The organism is Sutcliffiella tianshenii, from assembly GCF_016908565.1.
GTDB classification, from domain to species: Bacteria; Bacillota; Bacilli; order Bacillales; family Bacillaceae_I; genus Sutcliffiella_A; species Sutcliffiella_A tianshenii.
The window spans coordinates 78,858-88,905 of the sequence record NZ_JAFBED010000012.1 but is presented as its reverse complement, the minus strand read 5'-3'; the positions used below and the strand labels follow the sequence as shown (position 1 = coordinate 88,905).

The window sequence follows — 10,048 nt, the reverse complement described above, 5'->3', positions numbered from 1 at the left end:
GCCAAAGGCATAGCTGGGTAGCTACGTGCGGACGGGATAAGTGCTGAAAGCATCTAAGCATGAAGCCCCCCTCAAGATGAGATTTCCTTTTGCTTCGGCAAGTAAGATCCCTGAAAGATGATCAGGTAGATAGGTTCGAGGTGGAAGCATGGCGACATGTGGAGCTGACGAATACTAATCGATCGAGGACTTAACCCAAAAACAATGAACGACACTAGTGAATCTTGATAAGAAAAACGTTATCTAGTTTTGAAGGAACATCCTTCAACTGAATATGTCTGGTAATGATGGCGAAGAGGCCACACCCGTTCCCATACCGAACACGGAAGTTAAGCTCTTCAGCGCCGATGGTAGTTGGGGGCTGTCCCCCTGTGAGAGTAGGACGTTGCCAGGCAAGTTTAGAGGAGAGATCAGCGCTTTGGGTGCTGGTCTTTTTTTGTGTTGGTTTGGGTTTGGGGTTTGGATGGGGTGTTGTGTTGGTGATTGACTTTGTATTTTTTGTTGTGGGGGGCGGTGCTGATAAGTGCCAGGCCCCTCTTTTTTTGTTTGGGGGAGAAAGTGGGTGGTTAGTGGGTGAAGGGGCCAGGCACTGGTGTGTGTGTGGGAGGGTGAAGGAAGGATATGGCGTGTTTTGTACCGTGATAGAGGGGAAATAAAAGGGATGACAGTAAGAAAAGGAGCTATTCGTGCCGAGATAACAGTGAAACAGAAGGGATGACGGTAAGAAAGGGAGTGAATCGTACCGTGATAGAGGGTAAAGAGTGGGGATGACGGTAAGAAAGAGGTGCTGGTCTTTCTTGTGTTTGGTTTTTGGTTTGCATCTTTGGATTGGCGTAGTTAGGGGATGGTGCTCATCAGTGCCAGGCACCTCTTTTTTAGTTTGGTGGAGAAAGAGGTTGATAGTGGATGGAGGGGCCAGGCACTGGTGAAGAGGAGGATTGGTGGGTGGCGGGGTCAGGTAGTTGTTTACTTGACCGAATGATACCCTAACCCCACTCAAAATCAAGCAGCGAGGGAATCAAACAGGCGGAATGATACCCTGACTTTGTTCGAAATCATGCAGTGAGGGAATCAATCAGACGGAATGATTCCCTATCACCACTCAAAATCATGCAGTGAGGGAATCAATCAGACGGAATGATACCCTATCACCACTCAAAATCATGCAGTGAGGGAATCAATCAGACCAAATGATACCCTAACCCCACTCAAAATCAAGCAGTGAGGGAATCAATCAGACCGAATGATACCCTAACCCCACTCAAAATCATGCAGTGAGGGAATCAATCAGACGGAATGATTCCCTATCACCACTCAAAATCATGCAGTGAGGGAATCAATCAGACCAAATGATACCCTCACTGAGCCAAAAACCAGATAGTGAAGGTATCAAAAAAGCAGAATGATACCTCCACTCAACCAAAAACCAGTTAATGGGGGGAGCAATCAAGTTGGATGATGTCTTCACTTCTTTAAAAACTAATTATCGAGGGTATGATACAAGCCATTATAATCTCCCGCTCATAAGTTCATCTGTCTTCTGAATCAAATAATGAAATTGCTCAAATAACCTCACTTCCTACTTGTCGCCACCAACAATAATTTAAGCTATACTAATAATCTACAACAAAGGGGGGGATTTCCATTAAACGGATCATGGTCATAGGGGTATCTGCGGGAGCTGGGAAGTCTACGTTTGCGCGGAGGTTAGGTAAGGCATTGGAGATTGAGGTGCATCATCTTGACCGGCTTTATTGGAAGCCGAATTGGGTGGAAGCGAGCAAGGAAGAATTTGCACAAGCGCAGCAGGACATCATCAAGCATAAGCAGGGATGGATTATAGAAGGTAACTACACTGGCACTTTCGATTTAAGGGCAAAGCATGCAGATACGATGATATACTTGGAGATTCCACTTTATACATGCTTATACCGGGTGATCAAGCGCTGGCTGATAAACCTTGGCAAGACAAGGCCTGACATGGGGGAAGGCTGCGAAGAGAAGATGGAATGGTCATTCATAAAATTCATTTATACCACCTATCATGCTCGAAAAAGAAAGATGAGAGAGCGTTTCCGTCAATATGGAAATGGCAGGACCATCATAGTACTGAGAAACCAAAAGGAAATAGAAGCGTACATAAGTAGGATCGAAAATCAAAAAAGGAAGATTGCAAACTAAGCAATCCTCCTTTCTTTTTTTAGAACTGTTCAAATCTCTTGAAATTAAGAGTGGCAAACCAAACGAAAATCAAAGATAATCCAACAGTTGTAAGGATCACCAGCATGCCGTTTTCCAATAGTTCCCCATTCATAAGTACACCGGATGCATGGGTTCTCAGGTTTGTCGGACTCCATTCCATGAATCTTGTGAACAGACCGGATGATACTGAGAGGACGCCAAGTAGGGCGATGCTAATACCGGCAATTCCGCTTGATGCTTTAAGTAGGGTTCCTGCAAGTGTGGTGACCGAGATGATGAACAGGATCCACAGGCTGTATATGCCGAGACTGGAGAGCATGAACTTCCAATCGACAGAAGTGAATAAAAGATTTGTATAATACCAGACGAGCACGTAGCTTGCGATGAAAGAGACCAGCGCAATGAGCAGCTGGGATGCCCATTTGCTTGCGATGTATTGGAACGGGCTGACCGGGCGGACCATCACAAGTGTAAGGGAGCTGTTTTGACGCTCCATGGATATGGCACTCATGGATCCAAGGACGAATAATAGTGTCCCGATTGACCCGAATTGGCCTAAGGTGGAGGCGAGCACTTCTTCACCTGAGGGAGTTGGTATTTCTATTACTGCTCCTTCTGGCAGGTTGCCGGCAGATTCAAGAATCTGTGGCATGTAATAGGTGGTGATAGGCTGGCTGATGCCGATCAGGATGATGGCAATCGGTAGCCAGATCCACTTTCCGTTACGCATGCTTTCTGTCAGTTCTTTTTGAAATAGTGTCAGGAAGTTCCTCATGAGTTCATCACCTTCATATACGCATCCTCTAGGGAATCTTGTAATTTTTCAAAATGTAATAGAGTCATTCTGTTTTCTACTAATCTGTTTAAAAGATGATGGGTGCTAAATGATGTTTCTTCATAGTAGAGGGTTGCTGTGTGGGAATCCTGGTAGTCGATATTGGTCAGTTTCGGTATACCTGTAAAAGTCTGTTCCAGTGATTCCGCAGTTTTGATCCTGATGGCGGAGGTGGAGTGATTCTCCTTTAAGGAGGCAAGACTGCCGTCCCATTTGATTTCTCCATCTTTAAGCATGATGACGCTGTCGCAAACCTGTTCGGCGTCGTGCAGGACATGGGTGGAGAACAGGATGGTCATTTTACTTTTCAATTCTTCAAGGATTCTCAATACATCACGTCGGCCGTTTGGATCAAGTGCGGAAACCGGTTCGTCGAGGATGAGAAGCTCAGGGTCATGCAGGAGGGCCTGTGCCAATCCGAGACGCTGTTTCATCCCCCCTGAAAAGCCGCCAATCTTTTTATTTTTCACATCCGTAAGGCTTACAAACTCCAGTACTTCGTCAATTTTGGCAGTCAATTGCTTTTTAGGAAGATGGGAGAGTTTGCCGGCGAATGTTAGGAATTCCTTTGGCGTCATCCAGGAAAAAAAGGAGGGATGCTGCGGCAGGAAGCCGATCAGCTCTCGATAGTCCTTTTTTTCATGCTCCGGAAACTGGATCGTGCCGGAAGTCGGTGTCAGGAGTCCCGCAAGCATCTGCAGGGAGGTAGTCTTACCGGCGCCATTCGGGCCGAGGAGTGCGACACACTGACCTTTTTCGATTTGAAAGGAAATGCCTTTCACTGCTTGATGCTGTTTATATGTTTTGGTTAAGTTTTTTACTTCTGCTAACACAATCTTCGCCCCTTACTAGTTTTTTCGTCCGACGACGAAGTATAGGATCGGACCGAGGATATTGATAAAGAGGATAATGATGATCCACAACCATTTAGGTCCGTTTGTTTCTTCCTGCTTGATGCAGCTTACAAGTGCAGCAATCGTGAGGATCGCTTGCAGAATGATGATAGGTGTGAGAATTGCCCAGTTTAATTCCATCATAAATTACAGCTCCTTTTTCTTTTTTCTATGATATGGCCAAACAACGAACAATAGGTAGAACACAGTGGGCGTAGGAACTCCGAGCAGTCCCCAGATTCCCCAGAACCAGGCGTAGCTTCCTTTCTTTTTTGCGTCGATGAATAACAGAATACTTTGCGCCAGTAGAATGGGAATGAACAACGGCAAGAGAATGTATAATTCTTTATCGGTCATGATGGAAGGCTGCCTTCCTGTTTTCTTTTGCTTAACATATAGAAAACGAGTGGTGCTACGATCAGTGCGGTAACCTGCATGACGATAAAGATGACAGGTGCTTGCAGGACCGCGGCAGTCAATGCAGTCAAGATGACAAGCGCCGTTATGATGAATATGCTCAGTTCTTTGTGAAATGCCCTTTTTCTTTCGACTTTTGCAGCATATAGCTGTTCGTTCAATGTTTCCAAGGTGGGGATCTGTGGCGTCCCAAGTTTATCAAGCTGTTTCCAGTCTTTTTGGAGCTTTGAAATTAGGCTGTCTTTATCATGTTCCTGTATGCTCATCGCAGTCCCACTCCTTTCGCAGCATTTTGATTCCATTGTGGACACGGGACTTTACCGTTCCAGGTTTGATTCCAAGCATGGTTCCTATCTCCTCATAGGTGTAGCCGTAATAGTGGCGGAGGAGTATCGGTGTTCTGACTTCCACTTCGAGCTGATTGAAGTCTGTAAAAGTATCGCTCCAATCCATCCCATTGTTTTTGGAATTCCAGTTCAGCTGTCGTGATAAGGTGTGCATGATCTTTGTGATTTTCTTTTTTTCCCGATCTTTTTTTCGGATTGTGTCAATGTATTGCCGGGATGCAATGGAAATCATCCATGTGGAGAATTTTCCGTCCCCTTTATAGGAGGAAAGATTCCGATAGCATTTGACCATCGTTTCCTGAGCTAGTTCGCTGCTGGTATCTTCATTTAGGGTTAGCTTCAAAAGATATTTGTATAAGAAAGTATAATAGCGCTGAAACAGCAGCGTAAAAGCATCATCATTCCCGGATATTGCTTTTTTGATTAGAGAAACATCATCTTCCTGCTCCAAACTCGATGCCTCCTTTCCATGCGTTCAACCATGAGACGCTCCTAAATTTAATATCGTTCACAAGAAAATAAAAAAACATAAAAAAATATATTGGTAAAAAAGACCAACCTGATAGATATTCGACATAGAACAGAAAAACCCTGTGGGGGTCTGGCCCCTCCACAGGGTTTTTTTATCCTTTTTTTATTCCATGCTGGATGATGATTTGTTTTTTGGTGTCGCTTGGGATGTGGCGGTGGAGCTGGATGAAGAGGAGGCCGTTTTCGTAGGTGGCGTCGACTTTGTCATCGCGTACTGGAAATGGCAGTTCAAAGCTGCGCTGGAAGTCGCCTTGGGCGATGCCTTCCTCTATCAGCTCATAGCCTTGTATCCCGAGGTTGATTTGTCCTTTTACCTCCAGCTGCTGGGGCCGGACGTATAGCTGGACCTGTTCCGGGTTGACGAGTCCAGGGAGACACATGACACATAGGAGTTCATTTTCTTTTTTATAGAGGTTCGTCTGGGTCTGCATGTTCTGGAAATATGGTTCAAATCCATTCCAGAATTCATCCCCGAAAAACTGATCCCATTGCTTGCGCCAATCCCCCATGTTCTTAAATTGATTAAAAGGCATCATCACGTATCACGTTTCCTTTCTACCCATAAATATCTTTCCATTAGCCTATGCGAGGGGGAATGGGTAAGTGCCTACTAAGAAATATGTCGAATAATTTTTGAATACAATGGTTTCCCATTTTGATATATTTCAGATTGGAGGTGTTTAACATGTCAAAAAACTTTACATGTGCAAGAAAACAAAACACAGGGAGAACGACAAAATAATAAGTAACAGCATGGACCATAAATGAAGAAGTGTTGTTACTTATTGGAAGGTAGGTAACAATGAATTCACTTGAAACAAAACATATCTATTACACCTTGCATTTTCTGATCTCGCTTGCGAGCGCGATTATGTTCACAACCTATGCCATTTACTATATAGAGGAGCTTGGGCTCAATCCCTTTCAGCTCATTCTCATCGGGACTTTCCTTGAGGTGACGATCATCCTTTTTGAAGGGATAACAGGAGTGGTGGCTGATACCTATAGCAGGAGGTTTTCGGTGATCACTGCGACCTTCATACTTGGTGGCGCGTTTATACTGGAGGGCTCGATCCCTTATTTTTCGGATGCATTCGCGTTTGGGGCTTTGGCTATTTTTGCATCGCTTTTAGTGGCGGAGATCATCCGGGGACTTGGTGAGACATTTCTAAGCGGAGCCGATCAGGCATGGCTTGCGGATGAAGCGGGGGAAGGGACAATAGCAGCCATTTTTGTGAGAGCCAATCAGCTTCGTCTAGTTGCAAGCCTGATCGGAATCGTGGTAAGTGTCGTATTGGCAAGCTTCGCATTGAATCTTCCATATATAGTTGGGGGAGGCATATACGTAATACTCGGGATTTTCCTATGTTTCTTTATGAAAGAACATAAGTTTGAAAGAGCACCTGCTGCGGTCGAAATGCCGTTCCGTGCCATGAAATCCACTTTTGTTTCGGGGATCGGTTTTATAAAAAAGAAGCCGATACTCTGGATGCTCCTGCTTGTGACGGTATTGATGGGAGCCGCTTCGGAGGGGGTTGACCGTCTTTGGGAAGCTCATCTGTTGGAGGCGTATGCTTTTCCTGAGCTCGGTAACTTAAGTCCGGTTGTCTGGTTCGGCATCATCCATTTCGTGGGTACCCTGATCAGCATCGGCGCCATGGAATGGTATCAAAGGAAATTTGATGTGAATAAGCCGCGTGTCATTCGAAACAGTTTATTCTATTTTACACTTGGGCAGATAGCCTTCACGATCATCTTCGGTCTCGCTTCATCCTTCTATTGGGCGATATTCAGCTTCTGGGTGCTTGGTATCATCGGTTCCATCACTGCGCCGATCTATCAGACATGGTTGAATCAGCAGCTTGAAAGCGGCTCACGGGCCACGGTCCTCTCCATCATGGGGCAGGGAAACGCGGTCGGGCAAGGATTCGGCGGACCGTTTGTCGGAGTGGTCGCAACGAGATTCTACATCCGAAGCGCCATCGTCCTCAGTGGACTGCTGATTATTCCTGCGGCAGTGCTTTATGGTAAGGTGCGAAAGGGTAAATAAAATAGGGGCCTGACCCTCAACGCTTTAAAGCGCTGAGGGTCAGGCCCCTTTCCATGTTATTTCATCTTTCTCTCATCAGGTTTTATTTCTGTGAATCTTTCGTGTTTGAATGCCTTGATCAGCGAGAATACCATCAGGATCATGATGATGGCGAATGGGAAGGCGGCGATGATGGAGGCGGTTTGCAGTGCCTCGAGACCGCCTGTCCATAGCAGGATGGCAGCTGCTGCCGATTGGATGATTCCCCATGTGAATTTCACGGATCCAGGCGGGTTCAGGCTTCCATTCGTCGTCTGCATCCCCAATACGAAGGTCGCAGAGTCTGCCGATGTGATAAAGAACGTACAGATCAGGAAGATCGCCAGCCCTGACATGACCATGCCAAGCGGATAATTCTGCAGCACTGAGAACAATGCAACTTCCATACCTTGAGATTCGATGACACTATACACCGGAATGTCCTTGAAGTACTCCAGGAAGATCGCGGAACCACCGAATACGGAGAACCATAGTCCGCCGAACACCGTCGGTACCAAAAGTACCCCGAGTAAAAATTCGCGGATGGTGCGGCCTTTGGAGATTCGCGCAATGAAGGTGCCGACAAACGGCGCCCATGCGATCCACCATGCCCAGTAGAAAATGGTCCAGTCCTGTACCCAGGTGTTGTCCTGATCGAATGGGAACATTCTGAAGCTCATCGAAGGAAGGCTTTGCAGGTAACCTCCGACCGTAGTCGTGAACAGGTCCATGATAAAGTTGGTCGGACCGGCGAAAAGCAGGAACAGCATCAACCCTATTGCCAGGATGACATTCAGATTGCTCAAATATTTGATTCCCTTGTTAAGGCCCGTCTGTGCAGAAAGCATGAAAAGGACCGTCACAATCACAATCACTACAAGCTGTGTCGCGATATTATTCGTGATGGCAGGCGTGATGCTCGATAGTCCCCCACTGATTTGAATGGCACCAAGGCCAAGAGAGGTCGCCACACCGAAAATGGTCGCAAAGACCGCGATGAAGTTGATGAATATACCGATTTTTCCATCCACCTTGTCACCAAAAATCGGACGCAGGATCTGACTGATGACACCAGGTGTTCCTTTGCGGAATTGGAAGTAGGCCAGCGCAAGGGCTATCACCGAATAGATGGCCCATGGGTGGAGCCCCCAATGGAAGAATGAATAGCGCATTGCTACCCGGGCTGACTCAGCAGTTTGCCCTTCACCTGTTGGCGGGGCATAAAAATGATACATCGGTTCTGAGGCACCCCAAAATACTAATCCGATACCCATACCGGCACTGAATAACATGGCGAACCAGGTCAGATAGCTGTATTCTGGCTCATCTGTGTCCTTGCCAAGTTTAATGCGGCCGTACTTAGTGAATATAAGAATAACGCTGAATAATAGGAAAAAGGTGGCGGTCAATAAGTAGAACCATCCAAATTTATCCACGATGAAGCCCTGGACATCGCCTGTGACAGCATTCAGGCTTGCGTCGCCAAGCATACTGGCAGGCAGGACTCCCCAGATGATGAATAAGACTGCAACAATAATAGAAACAATAAATACAGGGGTCGTTTTCTTCAATTTGTCTTCACTCCTTTAAAAATGATCATCACTTCTCTCTGATAAAAGTATTTGTTTCCAAACGGACAACTATACTACCCTAACATTTAAGGTGGGCAAGTCCAACTAATTTGCTTTTGGTATTTACATGAGATAGCAGGTTCCCGTAAAATTAGTAACTAGATTTGCAACAGGGAGGCAGTTTATTTTGCTAGAAAACAGCTTGGTTATGGTAGCAATCATTATTCTAATAAATATTGTCTATGTGTCGTTTTTTACAATAAGGATGATTCTTACGCTCAAGGGGCAGCGCTACTTGGCGGCGGGGATCAGTATGGTGGAAGTCGTGATCTATGTGGTCGGTCTAGGGCTTGTATTGGATAACCTGGATGAAATACAAAATCTGATTGCCTATGCCTTAGGGTATGGGATCGGGGTCATCGTCGGTATGAAAATTGAGGAAAAGCTTGCACTTGGTTATACAACTGTCAATGTGATCACAAAAGAATATGACAAGGATCTGCCAAAGCTTTTAAGGGAAAAAGGCTATGGGGTGACAAACTGGCAGGCGAACGGTCTGGAAGGTGACCGCATGGCGATGCAGATATTAACGCCAAGGAAATATGAAGTCGGCTTATACCATGCAATAAAAGAGCATGATCCAAAGGCATTCATCATTGCATATGAACCGAAAACCATCCATGGAGGATTCTGGGTGAAAGCTGTGAAAGAAAGGAAAATCAAAGAATGGGAAAGACGCCGCGAAAACGAAGCTTTGAAGTGATGGAAAATGAGAGCATAGACCAGTGCCTCAACCGTATGGAAAAAGAGGGATACAAGCCGTCCCGGAGGATGGAAGAGCCCATTTTCCAGGAGGTAGTAAAGGATGGTCATAAAGAAATACTGCCAATTGGCAAAAAAATCATATTCGAAGGTAAATTGGTGGAGAAATAACACCAAAATACGAACGTTATTCAATAATTAGACCTTAATGTTCATGATATCCGTTGACAAAATTCGCATTTGCCGATAAGATAAACGTAGATAACAACGAAATAATGAAACCTCATATAATTTTGGGAATATGGCCCATAAGTCTCTACCTGACCGCCGTAAATTGGTCGGACTATGAGGGGAAGTTACGATCATCTTCGTTTGTCATGGCAATAGGTCTGCTTTGTCATGGCAAGAGCCCAGGTGGATCG

The 10,048-nt window shown here is 45.6% G+C and carries 12 protein-coding genes, 2 rRNA genes and 1 riboswitch; of the genes, 6 read left to right on the top strand and 8 right to left on the bottom strand.

What is annotated here, in order from left to right:
* The 3 genes from JOC95_RS18980 to JOC95_RS18970 form a co-directional block, all read left to right on the top strand.
* Positions 1 to 198 (top strand): 23S ribosomal RNA (locus tag JOC95_RS18980); the annotation flags it as partial.
* 79 nt (positions 199 to 277) lie between these two features.
* Positions 278 to 394, top strand: a 5S ribosomal RNA gene (gene rrf / locus JOC95_RS18975).
* Positions 395 to 1,644: 1,250 nt separating this feature from the next.
* Entirely contained in the window at positions 1,645 to 2,181 is a 537-nt protein-coding gene (locus JOC95_RS18970; RefSeq protein WP_204419180.1) for a P-loop NTPase family protein, read from the top strand.
* Between the two features lie 19 nt (positions 2,182 to 2,200).
* On the opposite strand, the gene JOC95_RS18965 is transcribed toward JOC95_RS18970, so the two are convergent.
* The 7 genes from JOC95_RS18965 to JOC95_RS18935 form a co-directional block, all read right to left on the bottom strand.
* Positions 2,201 to 2,977: an ABC transporter permease gene (locus JOC95_RS18965; protein ID WP_204419161.1), complete on the bottom strand. Its 777-nt coding sequence runs from the start codon at positions 2,975 to 2,977 to the stop codon at positions 2,201 to 2,203.
* A complete protein-coding gene (locus JOC95_RS18960) occupies positions 2,974 to 3,870 on the bottom strand; it encodes an ATP-binding cassette domain-containing protein (RefSeq protein WP_204419158.1) in 897 nt (298 codons plus the stop codon). Before JOC95_RS18960 ends, JOC95_RS18965 begins: the two co-directional genes overlap by 4 nt.
* Before the next feature lie 15 nt (positions 3,871 to 3,885).
* Positions 3,886 to 4,074 carry a PLDc N-terminal domain-containing protein gene (locus JOC95_RS18955; RefSeq protein WP_204419156.1) on the bottom strand — a complete coding sequence of 63 codons (189 nt, stop codon included), beginning with the start codon at positions 4,072 to 4,074 and terminating at the stop codon, positions 3,886 to 3,888.
* A gap of 3 nt (positions 4,075 to 4,077) precedes the next feature.
* The gene (locus JOC95_RS18950; protein WP_204419154.1) at positions 4,078 to 4,287 is read right to left on the bottom strand and encodes a transcriptional regulator; all 210 of its coding nucleotides are present in this window, start codon (positions 4,285 to 4,287) and stop codon (positions 4,078 to 4,080) included.
* Positions 4,284 to 4,613 carry a YxlC family protein gene (locus tag JOC95_RS18945; protein ID WP_204419151.1) on the bottom strand — a complete coding sequence of 110 codons (330 nt, stop codon included), beginning with the start codon at positions 4,611 to 4,613 and terminating at the stop codon, positions 4,284 to 4,286. Before JOC95_RS18945 ends, JOC95_RS18950 begins: the two co-directional genes overlap by 4 nt.
* On the bottom strand, positions 4,594 to 5,145 hold the full coding sequence (gene sigY, locus JOC95_RS18940; RefSeq protein WP_204419148.1) for an RNA polymerase sigma factor SigY: 552 nt from the start codon (positions 5,143 to 5,145) through the stop codon (positions 4,594 to 4,596). The genes JOC95_RS18945 and sigY overlap by 20 nt, the downstream gene beginning before the upstream one ends.
* 172 nt (positions 5,146 to 5,317) lie before the next feature.
* Positions 5,318 to 5,761, bottom strand: a complete 444-nt coding sequence (locus tag JOC95_RS18935) for an Hsp20/alpha crystallin family protein (protein WP_204419178.1) — start codon at positions 5,759 to 5,761, stop codon at positions 5,318 to 5,320.
* A gap of 266 nt (positions 5,762 to 6,027) precedes the next feature.
* On the opposite strand from JOC95_RS18935, the gene JOC95_RS18930 reads away from it, so the two are divergent.
* Positions 6,028 to 7,275, top strand: coding sequence for an MFS transporter (locus tag JOC95_RS18930; RefSeq protein WP_204419146.1), 1,248 nt, complete (start codon positions 6,028 to 6,030; stop codon positions 7,273 to 7,275).
* 56 nt (positions 7,276 to 7,331) lie between these two features.
* Here JOC95_RS18930 and JOC95_RS18925 read toward each other — a convergent pair whose 3' ends face one another.
* A complete protein-coding gene (locus tag JOC95_RS18925) occupies positions 7,332 to 8,864 on the bottom strand; it encodes a glycine betaine uptake BCCT transporter (protein ID WP_204419144.1) in 1,533 nt (510 codons plus the stop codon).
* A 208-nt stretch (positions 8,865 to 9,072) separates the two neighbouring features.
* Here JOC95_RS18925 and JOC95_RS18920 point away from each other — a divergent pair, with 208 nt between their 5' ends.
* Complete coding sequence (locus JOC95_RS18920; RefSeq protein ID WP_204419176.1) at positions 9,073 to 9,627, top strand: DUF2179 domain-containing protein; 555 nt, start codon at positions 9,073 to 9,075, stop codon at positions 9,625 to 9,627.
* Positions 9,591 to 9,797, top strand: a complete 207-nt coding sequence (locus tag JOC95_RS18915) for an NETI motif-containing protein (protein ID WP_204419141.1) — start codon at positions 9,591 to 9,593, stop codon at positions 9,795 to 9,797. The genes JOC95_RS18920 and JOC95_RS18915 overlap by 37 nt, the downstream gene beginning before the upstream one ends.
* 92 nt (positions 9,798 to 9,889) lie before the next feature.
* Positions 9,890 to 9,992, top strand: a riboswitch (purine riboswitch).
* The last annotated feature ends 56 nt before the right edge of the window (positions 9,993 to 10,048 follow it).

Bases quoted from the DNA above. Each gene is read 5' to 3' on its own strand.
- JOC95_RS18955 (WP_204419156.1), bottom strand. From the start codon at position 4,074: ATGATGGAATTAAACTGGGCAATTCTCACACCTATCATCATTCTGCAA.
- JOC95_RS18950 (WP_204419154.1), bottom strand. From the start codon at position 4,287: ATGACCGATAAAGAATTATACATTCTCTTGCCGTTGTTCATTCCCATT.
- JOC95_RS18935 (WP_204419178.1), bottom strand. From the start codon at position 5,761: ATGATGCCTTTTAATCAATTTAAGAACATGGGGGATTGGCGCAAGCAA.
- JOC95_RS18920 (WP_204419176.1), top strand. From the start codon at position 9,073: ATGGTAGCAATCATTATTCTAATAAATATTGTCTATGTGTCGTTTTTT.
- JOC95_RS18965 (WP_204419161.1), bottom strand. From the start codon at position 2,977: ATGAGGAACTTCCTGACACTATTTCAAAAAGAACTGACAGAAAGCATG.
- JOC95_RS18915 (WP_204419141.1), top strand. From the start codon at position 9,591: ATGGGAAAGACGCCGCGAAAACGAAGCTTTGAAGTGATGGAAAATGAG.
- JOC95_RS18930 (WP_204419146.1), top strand. From the start codon at position 6,028: ATGAATTCACTTGAAACAAAACATATCTATTACACCTTGCATTTTCTG.
- JOC95_RS18945 (WP_204419151.1), bottom strand. From the start codon at position 4,613: ATGAGCATACAGGAACATGATAAAGACAGCCTAATTTCAAAGCTCCAA.